This window comes from Kitasatospora sp. NPDC096147, from assembly GCF_044763225.1.
Classification (GTDB): Bacteria; Actinomycetota; Actinomycetes; order Streptomycetales; family Streptomycetaceae; genus Kitasatospora.
The window spans coordinates 22,561-45,842 of sequence record NZ_JBIWFX010000020.1 but is presented as its reverse complement, the minus strand read 5'-3'; the positions used below and the strand labels follow the sequence as shown (position 1 = coordinate 45,842).

Sequence of the window (23,282 nt, the reverse complement as noted above, 5' to 3'; positions counted from 1 at the left end):
GGGGATTCCCCCGGCCTGGTAGCCGACCGTTACACTCGCGGAATCAAAGTCTTTCCGGATGCCCGGATCGCCGGGCATTCAGTCAGCAGCCGCTGCAACCCCAGGGAGCGCTGTGTCTCGCCGCCTGTTCACCTCGGAGTCCGTCACCGAGGGGCACCCCGACAAGATCGCTGACCAGATCAGCGACACCATCCTGGACGCGCTCCTCGCGGCCGACCCCACCTCGCGGGTCGCCGTCGAGACGCTGATCACCACCGGCCTCGTGCACATCGCCGGTGAGGTCACCACCAAGGCGTACGCGCCGATCGCGCAGCTGGTCCGGGAGAAGATCCTGGAGATCGGCTACGACTCCTCGAAGAAGGGCTTCGACGGCGCGTCCTGCGGCGTCTCGGTCTCGATCGGGGCGCAGTCGCCCGACATCGCGCAGGGCGTCGACACCGCCTACGAGGCCCGGGTCGAGGGTGACGAGGACGACCTCGACAAGCAGGGCGCCGGCGACCAGGGTCTGATGTTCGGTTACGCGAGCGACGAGACCCCCGAGCTGATGCCGCTGCCGATCACCCTGGCGCACCGCCTCTCCAAGCGGCTGTCCGAGGTCCGCAAGAACGGCCAGATCCCGTACCTGCGCCCCGACGGCAAGACCCAGGTCACCATCGAGTACGACGGTGACAAGGCCGTCCGCCTGGACACCGTGGTGGTCTCCTCGCAGCACGCCAGCGACATCGACCTGGACTCGCTGCTCACCCCGGACATCCGCGAGTTCGTCGTCGAGCCGGAGCTCAAGCGCCTCGCCGACGACGGCATCAAGCTGGTGACCGAGGGCTACCGCCTGCTGGTGAACCCGACCGGGCGCTTCGAGATCGGCGGCCCGATGGGCGACGCCGGCCTCACCGGCCGCAAGATCATCATCGACACCTACGGCGGCATGGCCCGTCACGGTGGCGGCGCCTTCTCCGGCAAGGACCCGTCCAAGGTGGACCGCTCGGCCGCCTACGCGATGCGCTGGGTGGCCAAGAACATCGTCGCCGCGGGCCTGGCCTCGCGCGCCGAGGTGCAGGTCGCGTACGCGATCGGCAAGGCCGAGCCGGTCGGCCTGTTCGTGGAGACCTTCGGCACCGAGACCGTCCCGGTGCTGAAGATCCAGGCCGCGGTCTCCGAGGTCTTCGACCTCCGCCCGGCCGCGATCATCCGCGACCTCGACCTGCTCCGCCCGATCTACGCGAAGACCGCCGCGTACGGCCACTTCGGCCGCGACGACGCGGACTTCACCTGGGAGCGGACCGACCGCACCGAGCAGCTGAAGAAGGCCGTCCAGGCCTGAGCGTCCTGACGGAGCGGCGGTCACCCCTCGGGGGTGGCCGCCGCTTCGTCGTGTCGTCGGTGCCGTCTGGTAGATGTGGGGAGCGATGAGCAGCACAGACGACGGCGGTACGGCCGACACCGGGGAACAGCTGGCCTTCATCCGGGACACGGTCCGCCGGGCCAAGCCCCGGACCTGGCGCGGCGCGCAGCTGGCCGAGCAGCTGCCGGTGGCCCGGGTGGTGGTGGACAAGGGGCTGCTCAGCCTGGACAAGTTCTTCGACTACGCGGTGCCCGCCAATCTCGCGGACGAGGCCCAGCCCGGCGTCCGGGTCCGGGTGCGGTTCGGCGCCCGGGTCGGCACCAACGGGCGGCGCGAGGGCGGCGAGCTGCACGACGGCTTCGTGGTGGCCCGGCTGGAGCACTCCGACTTCCCCGGGGTGCTGGCCCCGCTGGCCCAGGTGCTGTCCCCGGAGCGGGTGCTGACGCCCCCTCTGCTGCGGCTGTGCCGCACCGTCGCCGACCGGTACGCGGGCTCGCTGGCCGACGTGCTCCAGCTGGCCGTGCCGCCGCGGCACGCCCAGGCCGAGGCGGAGCCCTCGCCCGAGCCGCTGCCGGCGCCGGCCTTCCCCGAGGCCGGCAGCTGGACCCGCTACGAGCAGGGGCCCGCGTACCTGACGGCCCTTCGGGACGGGCTGGCGCCGCGCGCGGTCTGGACGGCGCTGCCCGGACCTGACTGGCCGTCGGAGATCGCCCGCGCGGTGGCCGCCACCCTGGCGGGCGGGCGGGGTGCGCTGGTGGTGCTGCCGGAGGGACGCTCGGTGGGCCGGCTCGACGAGGCGCTGACCGGGCTGCTCGGCGAGGGGCGGCACGTCGCGCTGGCCGCCGACCTCGGACCGCGCGAGCGGTACCGGCGCTGGCTGTCGGTCAGCCGGGGCTCGGTGCGGGCGGTGATCGGCACCCGGGCCGCGATGTTCGCCCCCGTCCGGGACCTCGGGCTGGTGGTGGTCTGGAACGACGGGGACGGCAGCCACAGCGACCCGCGCGCCCCGCACCCGCACGTGCGCGAGGTGGCGCTGCTGCGGGCGGCCGAGGAGAAGGCCGGGGTGCTGCTCGGCGGCCTGTCCATGACGGTGGAGGCGGCGCAGCTGCTCTCCACCGGCTGGGCCCGGCCACTGGCCGCGCCCCGCGCGGTGGTCCGGGCGGTGGCCCCCCGGGTCCGCACCGTGACCGACCAGGACCAGGGGCGGGACGAGGCCGCGCAGTACGCCAGGCTGCCCCGGCCGGCCTGGGAGGCGGCCCGGGACGCGCTGGCCACCGGACCGGTGCTGATCCAGGTGCCCCGGCGCGGCTACGTGCCGAGGCTGGCCTGCGGCCGGTGCCGGACTCCGGCGCGCTGCCGGACGTGTGAGGGACCGTTGGCCTCCGGCGCGGCCGGATCGGTGCTGAGCTGCGCCTGGTGCGGGCGGGAGGAGCCGGACTGGCACTGCGTGGAGTGCGGCTCGTTCCGGCTGCGGGCCCAGGTGGTGGGGGCCCGGCGGACGGCGGAGGAGCTGGGCAAGGCCTTCCCCCGGGTGCCGGTGCGCACCTCGGGGCGGGAGTCGGTGCTCTCGGTGGTGTCGGGCGAGCCGGCGTTGGTGATCTCCACGCCGGGTGCCGAGCCGGTGGCCGAGGGCGGCTACGCGGCGGCGCTGCTGCTGGACGGCTGGGCGCTGCTGGGCCGGCCCGACCTGCGGGCCGGTGAGGAGGCGCTGCGGCTGTGGATGGCGGCGGCCGGGCTGGTGCGGCCGGCCGAGCAGGGCGGCACGGTGGTGGTGGTCGCCGAGCCGACCGCCCGGCCGGTGCAGGCGCTGGTGCGCTGGGATCCGGCCGGGCACGCCGGGCTGGAGCTGTCGGAGCGGGCCCAGCTGCACTTCCCGCCGGTCTCCCGGATGGCCTCGGTGACCGGCTCGGCGCAGGCGGTCGAGGACCTGCTCGGGCTGATCCGGCTGCCGGAGGGGGCCGACGTGCTGGGCCCGGTGCCGGCCTCCGGCGGGCGCGGGGTCGAGCTGGAGCGGGCGCTGCTGCGGGTGGCGCCCGGTCAGGGGGCGGCACTGGCGGCGTCCCTGAAGGCGGCTCAGATCGCCCGGGTGGCGCTCCGGCCACCGGATTCGGTGAAGATCCGGGTCGATCCGCTGGACATCGGCTGACCGGTCGTCAGCGGTCCGGGGCCGGAGGGCTTCGCGGCGACGTCACCGGGGCTGGCGGGGGCCGGGCCTGACGAGGACGAGCTCGCCATCACCGCCGAGACGGTCGGGCCCGATCAACTCGCCTACCGGCGCGCCGACTTGCTGCGTTCGGGCCCGCCGTCGGACCCGTTCCACCTGGGCGGCCGGCGCATGCGCAGGGACCGCGACCGTCGAGTCCGAGGACGCCTTCCGGGGCCTTCGCTCGGGTCCTTCGGGAGCACGGCCGGGGCGCGGTCGGCGACGTGGCGTGGGCCTGGGCGGTGTTCGGCGCGTTCGTGCAGCTGCTCCCGCCCGGCCCGGTCTCAACGGGTCGAGGGGGAGCGGGGCTTGCCGAACTCGGCGATCAGGCGGCGGTAGGTGGCGAAGGCCGGCTTGGGGGTGTGGTCGTCGCGCAGGAGGCCGAAGTGGTGGAACAGCCCGTCGGCCGAGCTGTCGGCGTCCCGGAGGCCGAAGTAGGAGTAGCCGTCGATGGTGAGTTCGCCGGCCAGGGCGGTGACGGTCCGGACCACGGTGTCGAGGACGGCGGCCTGCCGCTGCCCGCTCCGGCCCGGGGGAGTGGGCCAGCCGTTCTCGCAGACCCGGATCGGGACGGTGGCGGGGATGCCGGCCTGCGGCAGGCTGGTGCGACGGAAGGCGGTGAGGACGGCGGCGACGGCGTCCGCCAGCTGCTCCCCGGGGATCGGCCGGAAGACGTCGGGGAAGAAGTCCAGGCCCACGTAGTCCAGGCTCTGACGGAACGTCGGCCCGGCCAGGGCGCCGAGGTCGGCCCAGAAGGTGTCGGCCGGGTCGAAGACCGGGACGGCGTTGAAGCCGACGGCGACGTCGAGGCCGAGGGTGCTGGCCTCCTGCTTGGCGGCGATGACGCCTTGGACGAGCGCGTGCAGGACGTTGGGGGTGCTGCCGTCGACGGCGGGGAGGTCGAGGTTGGGCTCCTCGCAGATCTGCACCGAGGCGAGCCGGGGCCCGCCGGTCCGGACGGCCTCCCGGACGAAGTCGGTCCATCCCGTCAACTCGCCCGACGGCTCGCGGAACTGGAGCACCAGGTCCAGGGTGCGGCCCCGTCGCAGGTACGCGTGCGGGTCGGCGGGGGTGGGAGGGGTGTGGGGTGTCGCGACGCGGGCGAAGGAGCGGTAGGCACGGACCGCCAGGGTGCCCGCTTCGCCCTGGAGCGCGTCCAGTGCCTCGTTGGCGCGGTCCGGGTCGTCCGGGCTGACCGGGTGGATGATCCCCCGGTCGTCGCCGAGGATGCCGCCGGGATAGATGCCGAAGGTGAAGGTCATGGCCGCCCCTGAAATCTTGGTGTCACACCAAAGTTTCACTGACACTATCATTCGCCGCATGGGCCTTCGAGAGACCAAGAAGCAGCAGACCCGCACCGCGATCGCCGATGCGGCCCTGCGGCTCTTCCTGGAGCACGGCTTCGACCGGGTCACGGTGGCGGAGGTGGCCCGGCACGCGGGCGTCTCCACCAACACGGTGTTCAACTACTTCCCGGCGAAGGAGGACCTGTTCTTCGACCGCCAGGCGGAGGTGGAGGGGCACCTCGCGGCGGTGGTCCGGGGTCGGGCGGCGGGTGCCTGCCCCGTCGAGGCCGTCCGGGACGACCTGCTGACCGCACTGCGGCAGGACCACCCGATGCTCGGGCTCCAGCCGGGGGCACCGGCGTTCTGGCGGGTTATCGACGACAGTCCCGCACTGCGGGCGCGCGAGCGGGAGATCGGCGAACGGATCGAGGCCGCACTGGCGGTCGCCCTGACGGAGGATCAGCCGGGGGAGGCGCCGTTCGGGGAGCTGCTGGCGGGGGCGATCGTGGGGGTGCACCGGGCGGCGCTGCGGGAGCTGCGGCGCCGGATCACGGCGGGGGAGCCGCCCGGGCCGGTTCGGGACGCCGTCGCCCCGGCGGCCGGCCGGGCCTTCGGCCTGCTCTGCGCCGGGCTGCACGCGGGTGCCGGGCGGTTCAGGGATTCAGGTCGATGACTCGGACGGCTTCTCCCTTCCAGCGGGACGGGTCGATGGTGGCGATCACCGCACCGTCGGGCCGGTCCGGGGTGGGAGCGGCGGCGTAGCGGGTGTGGGCCTGGGCCCAGGTGGTGTCCCGGGCGATGGCCAGGGCTGCGGGAAGGTCGAGTTCGAGCACGGTGACGGCGGGCAGGGCGGCGAGGTGCTCGGCGGTACCGGGGCGCTCGCGATCGGCCTCGACCAAGGCACAAGCAGGGGCGTAGAGGTACCAGCCGGGTTCGGTGTGGGCCCGGTAGATGAGCCGCGACGCGAGGAGATTGCCGCGTCCGGCCGCGACCATGGCTGAGTCGTCGAGGACGACGTGCAGCCCGGTCACCGAGGCTCGGCCTGTGCCAGGCGGCGGTCGAGCTCGGCGTCCAGGGCCTTGTTGTCGACTGCGTCCGGGTCGTAGCCGTTCCAGGCGCTGAGTTGCCGGCGAGCCTGCTCGGCGCGTTCGGCCCGCTCGCTCGGTGTCAGGACGGTCTCGGCCAAGCGGGCCAGGTAGGCGCGCAGGGAGAGGTGTTCGGCTGCCGCGACCTCGGCGAGCCGGTCGCGGGCCTCGGCGGGGATGCGGACGTTGGCGTCGGCCACGGGACCTCCTGGTGGTTGGGGCGGTGCGGTGATGCGGCCCCTGCCTGGAGGCATTCTAGCGAATGAGGGTACGGATGCGTACCCGTACCCGTACCGGTGGTGTCAGGTGATCGCGTACGCCGCGTAGCGGACCGCGTCCGGGGTGCGGGTGGCGGTGGCGACGGCGAGGGTGTGGGTGAGCCACTGGTAGCGCGGGTCGCCGGACTCGAAGCGGCAGAAGAGGCGGAAGTAGTAGGCGCTGGAGGGGACTTGACGGCCGGCGGCGAGGTCGCGGAGGACCTCGGGCGGGCCGTGGCGCAGGCCGGTGGTGGTGAGGTGCAGGTGGGCGTCGTCGGCGGTGCGCAGGGTGTAGCGGGTGTCGATGGCGATGGTGCCGTCGGGGTGGAGCACCTGCCAGTCGGCGCCGCCGGGGAGGACGGTGCCGGAGAGGCGGGGGCCGCTGAAGTGGCCGCCGGTGACCGGGACGATGCGGCGGTGGCCCTGGGGGGAGGGGCCGAGGTCGAGCGGGTCGCCGACCTCGATGCTGAAGTCGGCGAGGGGTTCGAGGTTCACGGTGGGGTGCTCCGGGATCGGCGCGGACGGGACTCGAGGTGGTCTCAGCGCGGGACGGACCAGGACGGGCGGGAGTTGAGCACGGCCGGGTCGAAGCCGGCGGTGCGCTTGTAGGCCTCGGCGATGGCGGTGCGTTCGGCGAGCGGCACGACGGCTTCGATGTCGGTGAAGCCGAGCGGGGCGCGTTCGTGGGCGAGCCGCATGACGACCTCGGGGCCCTGCTGCCGGTTGGCGAGTTGCAGGGCGGTGGTGGCGGGGCGGCGGCTCTCCTCGTACGCGGCGGTGGCGCCGGTGGTGGCCAGGGAGTGGGCGAGGGCGCGGGCGTCCAGGATGGCCTGCGAGGCGCCGTTGGAGCCGACGGGGTACATCGCGTGGGCGGCGTCGCCGAGCAGCACGACGCCGTCGGCGCTCCAGCAGGAGAGCGGCTCGCGGTCGACCATCGGGTACTCGTAGACCGCCTCGGCGGCGGTGATCAGGCCGGGCACGTCCAACCAGTCGTACCGCCAGTCGGCGAAGTGCGCGGCGACGGCGGCCGGTTCGGCGGGACGGTTCCAGTTGCCGCAGTCCGGGGCCTCGCCGGGGAGGGGCTGCTCGGCGATCCAGTTGATCCGGGTGCCGTCGCCGATCGGGTAGGCGACGAACTTCCGGGTGCCGTCGCCCGCCATGATCATCGAACGGCCGGTCAGGAACGGCGGGGCGACGGTGGTGCCGCGCCAGAGCACCAGGCCGTTCCACGGCGGTGCGCCCTCGCCGGGGTGGAGGGCGGCCCGGACGGCGGAGTGGATGCCGTCGGCGCCGATCAGCAGCTCGCCGTCGTGGTCGAGGCCGGTGATCCGGCTCCCGGTGCGGACGGCCTGGGGGCCGAGCCGTTCCAGGACGGCTTCCAGCAGCAGGAGTTGGAGCTCGCCCCGGTGCACGGAATACTGCGGCCAGCGGTAGCCGGCCGCCAGGCCGCGCGGCTCGGACCAGATGGGCTGGCCGAAGCGGTTGAAGTAGGCGAGCTCGGCGGTGGGGACCGCGATCGCGGCGAGGCGGTCGGCGAGGCCCAGCTCGGTCAGCTCACGGACCGCGTGCGGCAGGAGGTTGATGCCGACGCCGAGCGGGCGGATCTCGGGGGCGGCCTCGTGGACGGTGAGGTCGGTGAGGCCGGCGGCGTGCAGGCTGAGGGCGGTGGCGAGGCCGCCGATGCCGGCGCCGGCGATGGTGATGCGCATGGGGCGCCTCCTAGGGAAAATGTTATGGCCGTAACAATCTCCTGTCGGGGTCGCTTGCGCAAGACCCTTCGGGACAGCGGGAGGGGTGGGGTGCCCGGCGGGGGTGTCGGACCGGCCGTGCATGATCGGGTGAGGAGGTGGTGGCCGGTGGACGACGCTGGTGAGGGGCTGATCGCGGACGGGCTGGCGGTGTTGCGGGCGTTCGAGCGGGTGCTGGGCCGGCGGTACTCCGACCGGACGCCGGACTGGGCGCAGCTGGGCTTCCCGGTGGTCGACCGGGGCCGGTACGCGATCTTCCCGCTCGGGGTGCTGCCGCTGGTGGAGGGCGGTGGGCCCGGGGCGGTGCTGCGGTTGGCGGAGCCGAGGCACGCGCTGCAGCGCGCCTGTGTCCACTTCTACGGCGGTGACGACTTCCACGGGGAGCTGGAGCTCGACCGCGACGAGGGGTACGGGCGGCGGCTGGCCGAGGCCGGCGCGATCGCGGCTGGGCCGTGCCTGTGGCGCATCGAGCAGTTCGGGGTGGTGCTGGCGCACTCGGTCGACCGGTCGGCCGGGGTGGAGTCGCTGGCGCTGCACCTCGTCCCCGGTGACTGGGTGCACTACCGTCCGGTCAACGCCGGGACCAAGCGCGAGGCGTCACGGTACCGACGGATCGTCAGGGAGCGTGACGCCGCCGATGTGGTGTGGTCGTGGCCGATCCCGGCCGCGGGCTGAACGAGGACGAGCAGGACGAGCAGGACGACGAGGACGAGGGCGACGATGAGAGCACTGATCTTCAGCGACGACCGGGGCACCGTGCTGGAGTGGCACCCCGGTGACCCCGGGTCGGTCAACGAGGCGTGCCGGGAGTTCCTGGAGTCGAGGCGGGAGACCGGCAGTGCCACGCTCCGCATCGAGGACGCGGAGACCGGGGAGGCGCTGGTCTTCCTGTTCGAGGACGGGCTGGTCAGCCGGGTCGGGGGCGGAGCGGACCCCAGGACCCAGTACGGGCTGGCCGGTCAGGACGGCAAGCACCTGATCCGCGCGATGAACTTCGCCCGCGGCGGCTTCACCGCCCTGGAGCGCCACGGCCCTTGGCACCCCGACCTGGCCTCGGTGGGGCGGGCGCGCCTGCGGACCGAGTTCGACGGATCGGTCCTGCGGCGGACCCACCCGCGTGAGCTGCGCCGCCGCCTGGAGGTCCTGACCCGGGTGGACGGCCGCGAGCCGGTGACGGTCGGCGGGGTCACCCACCTCGGCTACGTCGACGGCGCCGGACGGACCGTCAACGCCTGGCTGACCGCCGGGGGTCGGGGCCTGCTGGTGACCTTCGAAGGGGAGGCGGACCCGGACCCCCGGGCTCGGGCGGCGCGGTACGACGGCGTGCCCGAGGACCTGCTCGCCCTGGTGCGGGACCTGCCCGCCACCGGGACCACCGCCAACGTCCCGCACCCCGACGGCGGGACGCTGGTGGCCGCCACCGGCGTGTTCCACCTCTCCGGCCCCTGGGCGCCGGCGGACGGCCTGGTGGTCCGGCTGGAGCAGGACGGGGCCGGTATCGAGGCCACGGGGGTGGACCGGCTGCTGGCGGGCTTCCTCGACCCGGCGGACCTCACACCCGCCGTGGTCGCCGAGGCGGCGCCGTGGTGGAGCGGAGAGCAGATCGCGCGCGGGTTCGCGGCGAGTGCCGGGCCCGGGGCTGAGCCGGCCGAGGGCGAGCCGCTCGACCCGGCGGCGGTGGACCGCTTCTGCCGGATCTGGGCCGACTCCGGCTACAACGACCCCTGGGACGTGCACTACGTCCTCTTCGACGGTGACACGGTGGCGGACGCGGGGGAGGCCCGGGGTCAACTCCTGGAGGCGGTGCGGACCTTGGGTCTGGTGCTGGTCGACTCCCCGCCGGGAGCGCCGGACGGTGAGGTGTGGGTGCGCACCGACCCCCGGATCGACGCCGAGCTCGACCGGTGGGCGTGACCGGCCGTCGGGGTGCACCGGAGGCGGGCGGGATGGGCGAGACTCTCGGGGTGGAGAGCAGCGCAGACCGTCCGGACCTCAGGTACGCCGAGTACGCCCGGGACAGGGTGGCGGCCATGCCGTCGCCGGCCGACCCGGAGGCGTTCGCCCTGGCGCACCACCTGTTGCACCTGTCGTACCTGGTGGTGGCCGATCTGGAGAGCCGCATCCACCGGCCGCGCGGCTGGACGCTGCCCGGCTTCCGGCTGATGTTCAAGCTCTGGCTGCTCGGGCCCACCCAGCCGGCCCGGCTGGCCGAGCTGTCGGCGATGTCACGCTCGGCGGTCACCAACGCCGTCAACACCCTGGAGCGGGACGGCCTGGTGGAGCGCCGGCCCCTGCCGGAGGACCGGCGGGCGGTGGCGGTGGCGCTGACGGAGGCCGGGGAGGCGGCGGTGCGGGAGGCGTTCGCGGAGCAGACCCGGCGGGAGCAGCAGTGGTTCGCCGGGCTGGACGGGGAGGAACGGGCGGTGCTGACGGGGCTGTTGGGCCGCATCCTGGCCGCCCGTCCGGAGGGGGCCTGAGGCAGCGTCACCAGTCGCGGACGGACTCCGCGCCCGCGAGCAGTGCCGTGCGGGCGGTCGAGAGGTCGCGGCCGAGGGCGGTGCGGATCTCGTCGTGTCACCCGGTCAGCGGTCGAGGAGTTCGGCCCGGCGGGCCAGGGCCCAGGTGCGTTCGGCCTCGATGTCCGGGACGAACGCGCGGTGCAGGAAGGTGGCCCAGGGGTCGGCGCCGGTGGGGCCGAGGCGGGTGATGCGGTCGGTCTCCTCGCGCTGGAGGGCGGCCAGGGTGTCGAGGACGGTGGCCGGGTCGGCGCCGTAGGCGGTGCAGAGCAGGTGGAGGCGGCGGGCCAGCGGGGCGCCGGAGGGGCCGAAGCCGGCGCGGAGTTGGCGCTCTGGGTAGCGCAACGGGACGGCGTACCAAGCCAGTTGGGCAAGGTCCTGGAGCGGGGTGCCCGGGATGGCGAGGTCCCAGTCGATGACGCCGGCGAGGTGGTCGTCGGCCCAGACCGTGTTCCACGGGGTGAGGTCGCCGTGCCGGATGATCAGACCAGGGCGCCAGTGCGCGTCCGGGTCGCACCAGAGCGCGTCCGCCGGTGGGCGGAAGTCGCGGACGGCCTCGTGGTAGCGGCGCAGCCAGCGCCCGAGGGCGGTGACGCCGTGGTCGGAGCGGAGGGCCGACGGCCAGCGGCCGAGGCCGACCTCGCCGGGGAGCAGTGAGAGCACCTCCTCGCCGGAGGCCGCGCTGCCGCCGAGCACCCGGGGCACGCCGGTCAGGCCGGCCCGCTCCAGCTGGCGCAGCAGCCCGTGCACGGCCGGGGTCCAACTCCGCCAGGGGCGGCGGATGGTGTCGCCCTCGCGGCGGACCAGGGAGAGGCCGCCCTGCATCGACTCGCCGTCCTGGATCATGGTGCGATCGTACGGGGGCGCGCGTGCTCGGGTGCGCGTGCTCGGGTGCGCGGACCCGGGGTCGGTGGTGCGGGCGTGCCGGGCCCGGCCGCTGACGGACGCGGTGTCATCTCCCGTGCTCCGTGGCCGGGTTCGTATGATCGTGCAGTGCAGACCTGGACGGAGCGCCCCGCCGAGCAGGACGTCGAAGCCGTCGTCCGCCGGTACTTCGGCCTGCTCCGGGCCGGGCGCCTTCCCGAGGCGGTGCAGCTCGTCGACCATCATCCGGTCCGTCACGTGCTCAAGGCGCTGTGGACCGCGTCCGTCGGAGCGGGCTCCGACGGTACGGAGCAGGGCGGAGGGTGCACGGCCGAGGCCCTGGAGCAGGATCTCCGCTGGCTCGGTGAGCTGGATCTCGCGGACTTCCGCTGGGGCCACACCGGCGACACCTTCCAGGTGGACGTCACCCACCGGACGCGGTTGACGGAGTTGGCGCTGGGGTTCTGGCTCAGGCCCACCGAGGACGGCCTGGTCCTCACGGGGCCGGCCACGTACTGGTAGCGGCGACGCCCCGCCCGATCCGTGCGCGGCGCCGGTCGGTTCCGGTCGACTGACGGGGCGGCCGTCGGCCCGGCCGGCCGTCGGGGATGCGGGTCGCCGTGCCGGAGTGCCGGAGTGCCGGGCCGGGGCGAACCGGCCGGATCGCGGTGTGAGCGTACGGGCGCGCGGAACCGGGATCGGTGGTGCGGGCGTCTCCGGGCGCAGCGGGTGATCTTGGTCGGAGTGGGCAACGGGGAGCGGAGCGTCATGGCGAGCGTGGTGGCGGAGCGGGTGGCCGGCGGCGCGGAGGCGACTCCGGGTGAGCGGCGGCGCGCGGTGTGGTGGCGGGTCGGGTACGTGGTGGCGGGGCTGGCCGTGGTGCCGGCCCTGGTGCTCGCGGTGGTGCGGGTCGGCGGGTTCGACGACGGCACCCTCTGGGCTGTGCCGATCGCCACGCTGCCGTACGCCGCGCTGGGTGCGCTGCTGGGAGCGGCCGGGCTGCTGGCGCTGCGGGCCTGGCGCACCGCGCTGCCGGCGGTGCTGCTGGTGGCGGTGCACCTGGCCTGGCTGCTGCCGAGGGTGGTGGCGGATGCCGGTGCGGTGCCGGCCGAAGCGCCCCGGCTCCGGGTGGCGGTCAGCAACGCGTACATGGGCCAGGTGCAGCCGGCCGCGCTGGTGGCTCTGGTGCGGGAGCAGCGGGTGGACGTGCTGGCGGCGGTGGAGCTGTACCCCGCGGCGGCCCGGCGCCTGGAGGCGGCCGGGCTGGCCGAGCTGATGCCCCATCGGATCGCCACCGGGGACACCGTGCTGTACTCCCGGACGCCGCTGGCGCCGGTCGGGGTCGGGACCACCGCCGGAGCGGCGGCGGCCGGAGAGGTGACGGTGGGCGGGAAGACCGTCCGGGTGGTGCCGGTGCACACCTTCTACCCGGTCGGTGACGCGGCCGAGTGGGCGGACGGCATGCGGGAGTTGACGTCCGAGGCGGCGCGCTCTCCCCGGAACACGGTGATGCTGGGAGACTTCAACGCGACCCTGGACCACGCGCCGATGCGCGAGCTGCTCGGTGCCGGACTGGCCGACACCCACGAGGAGTTGGGCCGGGGCCTGGTGCCGACCTGGCCGGAGGGCTACCACGACCTGCCCTGGCTGCCGCCGGTGATCCAGATCGACCACGTGCTGCACGGGGAGGCGCTGCGGCCGGTGGCGGTCTCCGAGCACGAGCTGACCGGGACGGATCACCGGGCGGTGGTGGCGGAGCTGGCCCTGACGGGCTGAGGAGGGGCCGGGGAGAGGACGGAGAACACTCTTCTGGCCACTACCAACTTATAGCGTGAGGGGGGCCTTGCCGCAAGGCCCCCCTGATGCCGCACAATCGCAGGCCGACGTCAGTACCTGCGCAATTGGGAGATTCGCGAGTTGCACACCTCTATGTCCGCATCCGCTCCGCGCGCCACCCAGAGCGCCTTCGACCTGCCGGCCCGGCTGGCGGCCAAGGCCGACCCGGCCCTGATCTCCGACGACGAGCGGCACTTCGCGGCCATCGCCCGCAGTCTGGAGCTCACCGTCGCCGATCTGACCGAGCAGTTGGACACCGCCCGCAAGGCACCCGGCGGGGCCGGCCGGGCCGCCATGGACCGCGACATCGAGGTGCACCGGCTGGCCGGGCGGCTGCGCGCGCTGGGCCGCTTCGGCATCGACCTCTGCCTCGGCCACGTGGTGGACGCGGCCAGCGGCGAGCGGGTCCACATCGGCCGTCTCGGCCTGACCGACGCCGACGGCACCCGGCTGCTGGTGGACTGGCGCTCGCCCGCCGCCGAGCCGTTCTTCGCCGCCACCCACGCGCAGCCGATGGGCCTGGCCAGCCGCCGCCGCTACCGCTGGACCCGGGGCCGGATCACCGACTACTGGGACGAGGTCTTCACCCCCGACGGCCTGGAGGGGCGGGCCGCGCTGGACGACCAGTCGGCCTTCATCGCCAGCCTCGGCAGCAGCCGCTCGCCGAAGATGCGGGACGTGCTGGCCACCATCCAGTCCGACCAGGACGCGGTGATCCGGGCCGGCTCGCGCGGCGCCCTGGTGGTGGACGGCGGCCCCGGCACCGGCAAGACCGTGGTCGCCCTGCACCGCGCCGCCTACCTGCTGTACGCCGACCCGAGGCTCGGCCACCGCCGGGGCGGGGTGCTGTTCGTCGGCCCGCACCAGCCCTACCTGAACTACGTCGCGGACGTGCTGCCCAGCCTGGGCGAGGAGGGCGTGCGGACCTGCACCCTGCGCGACCTGGTGCCCGAGGGCGCCGCCGCGCCGGCCGAGCGGGACCCGGAGGTGGCCCGGCTGAAGTCCTCGGTGGAGATGGTCGGCGCGATCGAGTCGGCCGTCCGGATCTACGAGGAGCCGCCCACCGAGGGCATCAAGGTCACCACCGAGTGGGGCGACTTCGGGCTGAACGCGCGGGACTGGGCGCAGGCCTTCGAGGCGGTCGAGCCGGGCACTGCGCACAACGAGGCGCGCGGGCAGATCTGGGACGAGCTGGTCGCCATCGTGCACGAGCAGCTCGACGAGGAGGCCGGGATCACGGTCGAGCTGCTCTCCCGCTCGATGCGCCGGGACACCGAGCTGGTCGCGGCCTTCCGCAAGGCCTGGCCGCTGATCGAGGCGACCGACCTGGTCGGCGACCTCTGGGAGGTGCCGGCCTACCTGCGGCTGTGCGCGCCGTGGCTGACCCCGGAGGAGGTCCGGACGCTCCGCCGGGCCGACCCGGGGGCCTGGACCACCGCCGACCTGCCGCTGCTGGACGCCGCCCGGCACCGGCTGGGGGACCCGCAGTCCGAGCGGCTGAAGCAGCGTCAGAAGGCCGCCGTGGCGAGCGAGCGGGCCCGGATGGACGACGTGATCCGGGAGATGGCCGGGGCCGACGACGACGGCGAGGGCGCCGTCACCATGCTGATGGGCCGTGACCTCCAGGACTCGCTGCTGGATGCGGGCGCGGTGCCGACGGCGGCCGCCGAGCCGCTGGCCGGCCCGTTCGCCCACGTGGTGGTGGACGAGGCGCAGGAGCTCACCGACGCGGAGTGGCACATGCTGCTGCTGCGCTGCCCGTCCCGCAGCTTCACCGTGGTCGGCGACCGGGCCCAGGCCCGGAACGGCTTCGCCGAGAGCTGGCAGGAGCGGCTGGACCGGATCGGCCTGGACCGTGCCACGGTCACCTCACTGACCGTCAACTACCGCACCCCGGAAGAGGTGATGGCCGAGGCCGAGCCGCAGATCCGGGCCGCCCTGCCGGACGCCAACGTGCCGGTCTCGATCCGCAGCAGCGGGGTGCCGGTCCGGCGCGGGGCGGTGGCCGAACTGGACGGCATCCTGGCCGAGTGGCTGGACGAGCACGAGGAGGGCACCGCCTGCGTGATCGGTGCACCGCGCTACCGGCCGGAGGACCCCCGGGTCCGCTCGCTCACCCCGTCGCTGGCCAAGGGTCTGGAGTTCGACCTGGTGGTGGTGGTCGACCCGGCCTCGTTCGGGGCCGGGGTCGAGGGTGCGGTGGACCGCTACGTGGCGATGACCCGGGCGACCCGGGAGCTGGTGGTGCTGGGCGGCTGACGCCCGGGGCCCGCAGGTCGGTCGGGCCCGTGGGCCGGTGGGCCGGTGAGGTCTGTGCGGGGCCGGTGCCCCGCACAGACCCGGTGGGTCGGACGGCCCCCTCGGACGCCCCCCTCGGACGCCCCCCTCGGACGCCCCCTGAGCGGTCGTCAGCGGCCGTCGGTGCTGCTGGTCCGGAGCCGGCGCTCCGGGTGGTTCGGTGGTCAGCCGCGCAGCGGGACGCCCGGGTGCTCGGGGTGCCGGGCGGGCGGGATGGCGGGCGGCAGGCTCCGGGTGGCCGGGACGCCGTCGGCGGGGCGCGCGGGGCGGGGCACCGGGAGCTCGTCGGCCGGACGCTCCGCGCGAGTCATCGACAACTCCTCGGCGGGGCGGCTCGGGGCCGGCACGGAGGGCGGGAGCAGCTCGCCGTTCGGCCGCCGCATGCCGTAACGGCGGTGCACCGCCTGCTTGGTGACCCCGAGGGCGGAGCCGACCGAATCCCAGGAGAAGCCCAGCGCGCGGTCGAACTCGACGGCCGCCGCGACCAGCGTCTCGACACTCTCGCGCAGCTCCTGCGCCAGCCGGACGGTCGGTGCGGGCGCCCGTCCGTAGACCACGAACCCGGCCGAGGTGGAGGGCCGCCGGGGGCGGTAGACGTTGCCCAGCTGGGCGGTGAGGGTGCGCAGCGCGTCCACCTGGCGCCGGACCCGTTCGATGTCCCGCACCAGCAGGTGCAGGCTGGCCCGCGCTCGGGCATCGTGGTTGATCTGCTCGGCCATGGCCTCTGCTGCCACCTCTCCGTACGTGCCGCTTACGGCTGTTGTCCGGGTGCTGGTCCCGGCCCGGGCTTTTCGGTGGCCCGGTCAATCCCACTTGACCAACGCCCGAGGGCTCCGCTGGTCACGCGACCGGTGCAGACGGGATATGCCAGAAACGCCGCTGAACGGGTGCTCCGCGATTGCATAGACTGGCCGCTGCCCCCGTACGGAAAGGCTTCACCCGCATGCGCCTCGTCTTCGCCGGCACCCCCGAGGTCGCCGTCCCCGCCCTGGACGCCCTGATCGCCTCGGACCGCCACGAGGTGGTCGCCGTGGTCACCCGTCCGGACGCGGTCTCCGGGCGCGGGCGCAAGCTGGTCGCCAGCCCGGTCGCGCAGCGGGCCGAGGAGGCGGGCATCGAGGTGCTCAAGCCGGCCAAGCCGAGTGACCCGGACTTCCTGGCCCGGCTGGCCGAACTCGCCCCGGACTGCTGCCCGGTGGTGGCCTACGGCGCACTGATCCGCCCCGGCGCGCTGGAGCTCCCCAAGCACGGCTGGGTCAACCTGCACTTCTCGCTGCTGCCCGCCTGGCGCGGCGCCGCGCCCGTCCAGCACGCGGTGCTGGCCGGTGACGAGGTGACCGGTGCCTCCACCTTCCTGATCGAGCAGGGCCTCGACTCCGGCCCGGTCTACGGCGTGCTGACCGAGGAGATCCGCCCGTCCGACACCAGCGGCGAGCTGCTCGGCCGGCTCGCGGTCTCCGGCGCCCGCCTGCTGGTCGCCACCATGGACGGCCTGGAGGACGGCACCCTGCACGGCGTGCCGCAGCCCGCCGAGGGCGTCACCCTGGCCCCCAAGATCAACGTCGAGGACGCCCGGATCGAGTGGACCCACCCCGCCCTGCGGGTCGACCGCCTGGTCCGCGGCTGCGCCCCCAACCCCGGCGCCTGGACCACCTTCCGGGGCGAGCGCCTGAAGCTCTCCGGCCCGGTCAGGCTCCTGACGGACAGTACGGAGCTGGCCCCCGGCGAGATCGCCGCCGTCGGCAAGAACTCCGTCCGGGTCGGCACCGGCTCGCATGACATCGAGCTCGGCGAGGTCCAGCCGCAGGGCAAGAAGCCGATGCGCGGCGCCGACTGGGCACGCGGCGTCCGCCTGGAGCCGGGCGAGCGCCTCGGGCTCTGAGCCTCGGGCTCTCAGCCCCGGGCTCGGGGACTCGGGAGGACCGGCTCCGACATCCGATGGAGGCCGGCCGCCGGCCCGGGGCATGATCCGGTTCGTGGACAGGGTCGTGGATCTCGACGAGGTGGCTGCGGAGGTGGCCGGCCGGGTCGCCGGGTGGCGGGCGGCCGGGCTGACGGTGGGTCCGCTGACCTGGCGGGACCACGTGCTCCGGTGGCCGCAGGTGCTGGAGACGGACCGGGCGCGGGTGGACGATCCCGATGCGGCGGGTGTGGTCCTTCGCGCCGGGACGGAGGCGGAGCTGTCGGTGGTGATGTTCCGGGGCGGGTGGGCGGACGTGGACCACTTCGACGGCCTGGACGCGTGCCGGGCCCTCCCGGCCTCCGGTATCGCCTCCGCTGCGGATTTCGGCTCTCGCCTGGACGGGTGGGTGAGCCTGCTCCTCGGGGGCCCGGCGGTCCGCCCGGAGGCCTGAGCCGGCGGGCACTTGCGTTCGGAGGCCGATGCCTGGTCGGATGACCGATCGTGTCCTCGAACGGTCTCCGGCCCCTGCCCGCCCGCCGCTCCGCCGTACCCGCCCGACGGTCCGCCTGGCAGCGGTTCCTGCGGCCCGGGGTGGATTCGGGGTGGGTGCCGCTGTCGGCGCACTTCGGGCTGTTCCTCTTCCTGGCGCTGCGCGCGTTCGTCGGGGTGCTGCAGGGGTCGGGGCTGTTCGGCCTGCTGGCCCTGGGCTTCGCCGGGGTGGCCGCGCGGACCGGGTACCTGCTGTGGCGGCTCGCCGGGCGGGGCCGGACCGGCACGTAGACTGGCCGCTCTGAGATCCGCAGCACCTTGAGAGGCCCGCACGTGAGCACCCCCGCACCCGGCGCCAAGCGCCCCCCGCGTCCGCACCGCCGTCCGAAGAAGGACCCGGCCCGGATCGTCGCCTTCAAGGCGCTGCGGGCGGTGGACGAGCGGGACGCGTACGCCAACCTGATCCTGCCCTCGCTGCTGCGCGAGGCGGAGCAGAAGGGGATGGACCGCCGGGACGCCGCGCTGGCCACCGAGCTGGTCTACGGGACGCTGCGGATGCAGGGCACCTACGACGCGGTGATCTCGGCCTGCATCGACCGGCCGCTGCGCGAGGTGGACCCGCCGGTGCTGGACGTGCTCTCGCTGGGCGCGCACCAGCTGCTGACGACCCGCATCCCCAGCCACGCCGCCGTCTCGGCGACGGTGGAGCTGGCCCGGGTGGTGCTCGGCGACGGGCGGGCGAAGTTCGTCAACGCGGTGCTGCGGAAGATCAGCGCGCAGGACCTGGACGCCTGGGTCGGGCAGATCGCGCCGCCCTACGAGGAGGACGCCGAGGACCACCTCGCGGTGGTGCACTCGCACCCGCGCTGGGTGGTCTCGGCGCTCTGGGACTCGCTCGGGCGCTGGCAGCCGCAGGCGAGTGGCCGGGCGGCGGTGGAGGAGCTGCTGGCGGCGGACAATGTCCGCCCCGCGGTGACCCTGGTGGCCCGGCCCGGCCGGTCCACGGCGGCCGAACTCCGGGACGCCAGGCCGGAGTCGGAGGCCGGCCGGTGGTCGCCGTACGCGGTCCGGCTGGCCGAGGGCGGCGAGCCGGGTGGCATCGAGGCGGTCCGCGAGGGCCGGGCCGGGGTGCAGGACGAGGGCAGCCAGCTGGTCGCGTTGGCATTGGCCGCCGCGCCGGTCGAGGGCCGGGACGCGCTCTGGCTGGACGGCTGCGCCGGCCCCGGCGGCAAGGCCGCGCTGCTGGGCGCGCTGGCCGCCGAGCGCGGGGCCGCGCTGGTGGCCTCCGAGAAGCAGCCGCACCGGGCCCGCCTGGTGGCCCGCGCGCTGGACGGGAACCCCGGCCCGTACAGCGTGATCGTCGCGGACGGCACCCGGGCCGCCTGGGGCGAGGGCAGCTTCGACCGGGTGCTGGTGGACGTGCCGTGCTCCGGTCTGGGCGCGCTGCGCCGCCGTCCGGAGGCGCGCTGGCGCCGCCGTCCGGAGGACATCGCGGGCTTCGGCCCGCTCCAGCGGGACCTGCTGCGCGGGGCGATCCGGGCCACCCGTCCCGGCGGTGTGGTCGGCTACGCGACCTGCTCGCCGCACCTGGCGGAGACCCGTGCGGTGGTGGACGACGTGCTCCGCGAGGGCCTGGGCGTGGAGTGGATCGACGCCCGCCCGCTGCTGCCGGAGATGCCGGGCCTGGGCGAGGGCCCGGACGTCCAGCTCTGGCCGCACCTGCACGGCACGGACGCGATGTACCTGGCGCTGTTCCGCAGGACCGGCTGACGCCGGAGCCGGCCGGATCACCCGTTGGTGGGGCGGAGTTGACGCTTCGCCGGTTTCGGCCGGAAAGAGCTGGACAGCGGTGGCGGCCGGGCTGGAGGGTGGCCGGTATGGAGTACACCCAGCTCGGCCGCACCGGCCTGTCCGTCTCCCGCCTCTGCCTCGGCACGATGAACTTCGGCCCGCACACCACGGAGCCGGACTCGCACGCGATCATGGACACCGCCCACGAGGTGGGCATCAACTTCTTCGACACCGCGAACGTCTACGGTGGCCCGGGCCACCGGGGCCGCACCGAGGAGATCCTCGGCAGCTGGTTCGCCCAGGGCGGTGGCCGCCGGGAGAAGACCGTGCTGGCCACCAAGCTCTACGGCCAGACCGGCGACTGGCCGAACGAGGGCCGGCTCTCCGCGCTGCACGTGCGGCGCGCGGTGGAGGACAGCCTGCGGCGGCTCGGCACCGACCACATCGACCTCTACCAGATGCACCACGTGGACCGGGCCACGCCGTGGGAGGAGATCTGGCAGGCGATGGAGGTGCTGGTCGCCCAGGGCAAGGTGCTCTACGTGGGCTCCAGCAACTTCGGCGGCTGGCACCTGGCGCAGGCCCAGGAGGCGGCCAGGGCCCGGCACTTCCTCGGCCTGGTCAGCGAGCAGTCCATCTACAACCTCGCGGTGCGCAGCGTGGAGCTGGAGGTGGCCCCGGCCGCCGAGCACTACGGCATCGGCCTGATCCCGTGGTCGCCGCTGTTCAGCGGCATCCTGGGTGGGGTGCTGCGCAAGGAGCGCGAGGGGGTGCGGCGGCTCGCCGACGGCTGGGTGGCCGAGGAGGTGGCCAAGCGGCGCGAGCAGCTGGAGGCGTACGAGGACTTCGCGGCCGAGCTGGGCGAGGAGCCCGGCGACATCGCGCTGGCCTGGCTGCTCAGCCGCCCGGCGGTCACCGCGCCGATCGTCGGCCCGCGCACCCTGGAGCAGCTGCACGCGGCGGTCCGGGCGCTGGACCTGACGCTGGACCAGAAGTCGCTGGACCGGCTGGACGAGATCTTCCCGGGCTTCAAGCCCGCCCCGGAGGCCTACGCCTGGTGACCTGCGGTCGCCCGTCGGGTCCGGCCCGCCCCCCCGTCGGGTCCGGCCTGACCGGCCGTCACCCCGGTGGGTGGCGGCCGGTCGGCGGCTCACTGCTTGGGGCAGCGGCTGGGGTCGGGGACGCAGGCGAAGTCGCCGTGCGAGCGGTCCTTGATCTTGCAGCGCAGCCGGACGTCGGCCGGGCCGCCCTTGCGCTGCTGCTCCTGCTCGGAGCGGCCCGCGCCGTCCCGGGCGGGTGCGGTCTGCTGGGTCTGGTCGCGTTCCATGGTCGGGGTCCTTCCGCCGGGCGCCGCCGGTCGGGCGGCGCCTTCCACACGCTACGGTCCGGCCGGGTCGGTCGCACGGGGCGCTGGTCCCGTTCGTGTCCCGGGTGTTCGGGCCGGTGCGGGTGAGGTCAGGGTGGGTCCGGTCCGTCTGCTCGGGGTGGGTCGGGGCAGGGGCTCGGGCCGGGCGGGGTCGAGGGCGAGGGCAGCGGGAGGACGGCACGGGCGGCGGTGCCGCCGGCCGCTGCGGGGGTGAGCGAGAACCGGCCACCGAGCTCCTCGGCCCGGTCGGCCATCGAGCGCAGGCCGATCCCGCCGCCGTCCCTGCCCGCCGCCGGCGGGGTGAAGCCGCACCCGTCGTCCGTCACCTCCGCCTCCACCTGCCCCTCCCGCACGGTGAGGGCGAGCCGGATCCGGCTCGCCCGGGCGTGCCGGACGGCGTTGTGCAGCGCCTCGGCGCAGATCCGGTACGCGGCCACCTCGACGGCGGCGGGCAGGGCCGGCAGCGGATCAGGTGTCAGGACGAGGGTGAGATCCGGCCCGGCCCCGGCCAGCCGGCCGACCAGGGTGGTCAGCGCACTGCCCAGCCCGTGCCGGTCCAGGGCGGCCGGGGCCAGCCCGTCGGTGATGTGCCGCAGCTCGGTGATGGCCTGGCCGATGCCGGTCGAGACCTCGGTCAGCGGCCGGTCGGCGGGGCCGCCCGGGCCGCCGGGGAGCTCGGTCGCCCGGATCGCGTCCACCCGCAGCCGCAGGCCCGAGAGCATCGGGCCGAGCCCGTCGTGGAGGTCGTGCCGCAGCCGCCGCCGGGCCTCCTCGCGGGCCAGCACGATCCGCTCCCGGCTGGCCTGGAGCTGCTCGTAGAGCCGGAGGGTGGCGATCGCCGGGGCGGCGTGCGCGGCCAGGGTGGCCAGCACGTCGGTGTCCTGCCGGTCGAGCGCGGACTGGCCCGGCCGGGGCGGCACCAGCAGCCGCCCGATCTCCTCGTCCTGATGGGTCATCGGGAACGGCACCGCCGTCCCGGGGTCGAAGCCGCCGAGGGCGGCCAGCTCCCGTTCGCCGTCCCTGGTCCGGGTGACCACCCGGGCCCCGGGCAGCCGGAGCGTCTCCACCACGGCGGCGCAGAGCAGCACGGGCAGCTCGGCCGGGGAGACCGCCCGGCCGAGCCGGTCGCTCAGGCCGCGCACCACCTGGTACGGCTCGGAGCGGTCGCCGTAGTAGTAGCGCTCCACCAGCCGGGTGGCCCGGCGCGCGGTCGGGCGCAGCAGGGTGCCGATCAGCAGGGCGACCGCGACCGGAAGCGGGCCGTTGGCGGTCGAGCCGTCGGGTCGCAGGCGGTAGGAGAGCAGCACCGCGAGGCCGTAGACGGTGATCAGCGCGGTGGCGGTGAGCAGCCCGGCGAGGGTGCGCAGGGCGGGGCGGTCCAGGTGGAGCGAGCGGTCCCGGACGCAGGAGAGCGCGGTGGCGACCGGCCAGCCGGCCGCGGTGAGGTACCAGAGCAGCTCGGTGGTGGTGGCACCCAGGCCGAGCAGCGAGCCGAGCAGCACCACCACGATCCACAGCAGGTACGGCAGCAGGATCGCCACCCCGGACACCCGCTGCCGCCCGCGAGACCGGGCCCAACGGACCGTCATCACCAGCAGGTTGACCCCGACCACCGCATCGCCGAGCCAGACCGCGTACGGCCAGTCGAGCGTCCACTCGTACGGGCGGGAGAGCAACTCACCGTCCAGCGGCAGGGGTTGGCCGTACCACGGGTCGAAGGCCGCCGCGCCGACGCCGGTCTGCACGGCGGCCAGCAGGGTGAGCAGCAGCAGGTACGGCGGGCCCCAGCGGCGGGGCAGCCGACCGCCGGGGAGGAACAGCGGGAGGGCGAACAGGCCGAGCAGGAAGAGGGTGCGGCCGATCAGTGCGAGCCCGCAGGCGAGGGTGAACAGCGGTGTGCCGGGCAGGAGTTCGGCGGTGACGGCGGGCAGTGCCTCGGCCAGCACCGCACCCGCACCGCCGGCCAGCAGCAGCCGGCCCAGCCCGACCGCCGGGTGCTGGGTGGCGAACAGCACCCCGGCCAGCGCCATCCCGGTGCCGGTCACCACCTGGACGGCGCCGTAGCCGGTGGCGAAGGCGCGCAGCTCCGCGCTGTCGCTGCCGAGTGCCACCAGTACCCAGGCGAGCGTGCCCAGCAGGGTGACGGCGAAGACCGCGTAGGCGGGCAGCAGGCTCGGGCGGGTGACGGTGGGCTTGCCGTCGGGGGAGCCGTCGGGGTCTCCGAGCGGGGTGGCGGTGGGCGCGGCGGCGCTCCCGGACGCGGCGCCCACGGGTGCGGCCACCTCGGGTGTGGTCATG

23 protein-coding genes are annotated in these 23,282 nt (G+C 74.9%); 14 read left to right on the top strand and 9 right to left on the bottom strand.

Translation table 11 applies throughout. The annotated features are described in order from the left end of the window. Positions 1 to 112: 112 nt before the first annotated feature. The gene (gene metK, locus ACIRBX_RS35420) at positions 113 to 1,321 is read left to right on the top strand and encodes a methionine adenosyltransferase (protein ID WP_402303860.1); all 1,209 of its coding nucleotides are present in this window, start codon (positions 113 to 115) and stop codon (positions 1,319 to 1,321) included. A gap of 85 nt (positions 1,322 to 1,406) precedes the next feature. After that, a complete protein-coding gene (locus ACIRBX_RS35415; RefSeq protein ID WP_402303857.1) occupies positions 1,407 to 3,488 on the top strand; it encodes a primosomal protein N' in 2,082 nt (693 codons plus the stop codon). A gap of 341 nt (positions 3,489 to 3,829) precedes the next feature. Here the strand turns inward: ACIRBX_RS35415 and ACIRBX_RS35410 are convergent, their stop codons facing one another. Then, positions 3,830 to 4,807 (bottom strand): hypothetical protein, encoded by a 978-nt coding sequence (locus ACIRBX_RS35410; protein WP_402303855.1) that lies wholly within the window; start codon positions 4,805 to 4,807, stop codon positions 3,830 to 3,832. Between the two features lie 58 nt (positions 4,808 to 4,865). On the opposite strand from ACIRBX_RS35410, the gene ACIRBX_RS35405 reads away from it, so the two are divergent. After that, complete coding sequence (locus ACIRBX_RS35405) at positions 4,866 to 5,504, top strand: TetR/AcrR family transcriptional regulator (RefSeq protein WP_402303852.1); 639 nt, start codon at positions 4,866 to 4,868, stop codon at positions 5,502 to 5,504. Here ACIRBX_RS35405 and ACIRBX_RS35400 read toward each other — a convergent pair. The 4 genes from ACIRBX_RS35400 to ACIRBX_RS35385 all read right to left on the bottom strand — a co-directional run bounded on the left by ACIRBX_RS35400 (position 5,485) and on the right by ACIRBX_RS35385 (position 7,882). Next, positions 5,485 to 5,853 carry a hypothetical protein gene (locus ACIRBX_RS35400; RefSeq protein ID WP_402303978.1) on the bottom strand — a complete coding sequence of 123 codons (369 nt, stop codon included), beginning with the start codon at positions 5,851 to 5,853 and terminating at the stop codon, positions 5,485 to 5,487. The two genes, ACIRBX_RS35405 and ACIRBX_RS35400, sit on opposite strands and share 20 nt — an antisense overlap. 5 nt (positions 5,854 to 5,858) lie before the next feature. Beyond that, positions 5,859 to 6,116, bottom strand: a complete 258-nt coding sequence (locus tag ACIRBX_RS35395; RefSeq protein WP_402303850.1) for a hypothetical protein — start codon at positions 6,114 to 6,116, stop codon at positions 5,859 to 5,861. 102 nt (positions 6,117 to 6,218) lie between these two features. Continuing rightward, a complete protein-coding gene (locus ACIRBX_RS35390; RefSeq protein ID WP_402303848.1) occupies positions 6,219 to 6,668 on the bottom strand; it encodes a DUF3237 domain-containing protein in 450 nt (149 codons plus the stop codon). A 44-nt stretch (positions 6,669 to 6,712) separates the two neighbouring features. After that, a complete protein-coding gene (locus ACIRBX_RS35385) occupies positions 6,713 to 7,882 on the bottom strand; it encodes a flavin-dependent oxidoreductase (protein WP_402303846.1) in 1,170 nt (389 codons plus the stop codon). A 147-nt stretch (positions 7,883 to 8,029) separates the two neighbouring features. Here ACIRBX_RS35385 and ACIRBX_RS35380 point away from each other — a divergent pair, with 147 nt between their 5' ends. Genes ACIRBX_RS35380 through ACIRBX_RS35370 form a run of 3 tightly spaced genes read left to right on the top strand, consistent with a single transcriptional unit; the run spans position 8,030 to position 10,398 of the window. After that, positions 8,030 to 8,596, top strand: coding sequence for a hypothetical protein (locus tag ACIRBX_RS35380; protein WP_402303844.1), 567 nt, complete (start codon positions 8,030 to 8,032; stop codon positions 8,594 to 8,596). Between the two features lie 45 nt (positions 8,597 to 8,641). Continuing rightward, on the top strand, positions 8,642 to 9,835 hold the full coding sequence (locus ACIRBX_RS35375) for a DUF6357 family protein (protein WP_402303841.1): 1,194 nt from the start codon (positions 8,642 to 8,644) through the stop codon (positions 9,833 to 9,835). Positions 9,836 to 9,867: 32 nt separating this feature from the next. Further along, the gene (locus ACIRBX_RS35370; protein WP_402303840.1) at positions 9,868 to 10,398 is read left to right on the top strand and encodes a MarR family winged helix-turn-helix transcriptional regulator; all 531 of its coding nucleotides are present in this window, start codon (positions 9,868 to 9,870) and stop codon (positions 10,396 to 10,398) included. Positions 10,399 to 10,503: 105 nt separating this feature from the next. On the opposite strand, the gene ACIRBX_RS35365 is transcribed toward ACIRBX_RS35370, so the two are convergent. After that, the gene (locus tag ACIRBX_RS35365) at positions 10,504 to 11,283 is read right to left on the bottom strand and encodes a phosphotransferase enzyme family protein (RefSeq protein WP_402303839.1); all 780 of its coding nucleotides are present in this window, start codon (positions 11,281 to 11,283) and stop codon (positions 10,504 to 10,506) included. A 147-nt stretch (positions 11,284 to 11,430) separates the two neighbouring features. On the opposite strand from ACIRBX_RS35365, the gene ACIRBX_RS35360 reads away from it, so the two are divergent. The 3 genes from ACIRBX_RS35360 (at position 11,431) to helR (ending at position 15,396) form a co-directional block, all read left to right on the top strand. After that, a complete protein-coding gene (locus tag ACIRBX_RS35360; RefSeq protein ID WP_402303838.1) occupies positions 11,431 to 11,823 on the top strand; it encodes a hypothetical protein in 393 nt (130 codons plus the stop codon). 246 nt (positions 11,824 to 12,069) lie between these two features. Then, a complete protein-coding gene (locus tag ACIRBX_RS35355) occupies positions 12,070 to 13,077 on the top strand; it encodes an endonuclease/exonuclease/phosphatase family protein (protein ID WP_402303837.1) in 1,008 nt (335 codons plus the stop codon). Positions 13,078 to 13,230: 153 nt separating this feature from the next. Further along, entirely contained in the window at positions 13,231 to 15,396 is a 2,166-nt protein-coding gene (helR, locus tag ACIRBX_RS35350; protein ID WP_402303835.1) for an RNA polymerase recycling motor ATPase HelR, read from the top strand. 203 nt (positions 15,397 to 15,599) lie between these two features. Here helR and ACIRBX_RS35345 read toward each other — a convergent pair whose 3' ends face one another. Next, complete coding sequence (locus ACIRBX_RS35345; protein ID WP_402303833.1) at positions 15,600 to 16,154, bottom strand: hypothetical protein; 555 nt, start codon at positions 16,152 to 16,154, stop codon at positions 15,600 to 15,602. A gap of 224 nt (positions 16,155 to 16,378) precedes the next feature. On the opposite strand from ACIRBX_RS35345, the gene fmt reads away from it, so the two are divergent. The 5 genes from fmt (at position 16,379) to ACIRBX_RS35320 (ending at position 20,679) form a co-directional block, all read left to right on the top strand. Then, positions 16,379 to 17,317: a methionyl-tRNA formyltransferase gene (gene fmt / locus ACIRBX_RS35340; RefSeq protein ID WP_402303831.1), complete on the top strand. Its 939-nt coding sequence runs from the start codon at positions 16,379 to 16,381 to the stop codon at positions 17,315 to 17,317. A 94-nt stretch (positions 17,318 to 17,411) separates the two neighbouring features. Beyond that, positions 17,412 to 17,789: a hypothetical protein gene (locus ACIRBX_RS35335; protein ID WP_402303830.1), complete on the top strand. Its 378-nt coding sequence runs from the start codon at positions 17,412 to 17,414 to the stop codon at positions 17,787 to 17,789. A 50-nt stretch (positions 17,790 to 17,839) separates the two neighbouring features. Beyond that, positions 17,840 to 18,118 (top strand): hypothetical protein, encoded by a 279-nt coding sequence (locus tag ACIRBX_RS35330; protein ID WP_402303828.1) that lies wholly within the window; start codon positions 17,840 to 17,842, stop codon positions 18,116 to 18,118. A gap of 42 nt (positions 18,119 to 18,160) precedes the next feature. Continuing rightward, positions 18,161 to 19,597, top strand: a complete 1,437-nt coding sequence (locus ACIRBX_RS35325) for an RsmB/NOP family class I SAM-dependent RNA methyltransferase (protein ID WP_402303826.1) — start codon at positions 18,161 to 18,163, stop codon at positions 19,595 to 19,597. 107 nt (positions 19,598 to 19,704) lie between these two features. After that, positions 19,705 to 20,679 (top strand): aldo/keto reductase, encoded by a 975-nt coding sequence (locus ACIRBX_RS35320; RefSeq protein WP_402303824.1) that lies wholly within the window; start codon positions 19,705 to 19,707, stop codon positions 20,677 to 20,679. An 89-nt stretch (positions 20,680 to 20,768) separates the two neighbouring features. Here ACIRBX_RS35320 and ACIRBX_RS35315 read toward each other — a convergent pair whose 3' ends face one another. Both ACIRBX_RS35315 and ACIRBX_RS35310 read right to left on the bottom strand, forming a co-directional pair. Continuing rightward, the gene (locus ACIRBX_RS35315; RefSeq protein WP_402303821.1) at positions 20,769 to 20,945 is read right to left on the bottom strand and encodes a hypothetical protein; all 177 of its coding nucleotides are present in this window, start codon (positions 20,943 to 20,945) and stop codon (positions 20,769 to 20,771) included. A 128-nt stretch (positions 20,946 to 21,073) separates the two neighbouring features. Further along, positions 21,074 to 23,281, bottom strand: coding sequence for a sensor histidine kinase (locus tag ACIRBX_RS35310; protein ID WP_402303820.1), 2,208 nt, complete (start codon positions 23,279 to 23,281; stop codon positions 21,074 to 21,076). Position 23,282 lies beyond the last annotated feature (1 nt).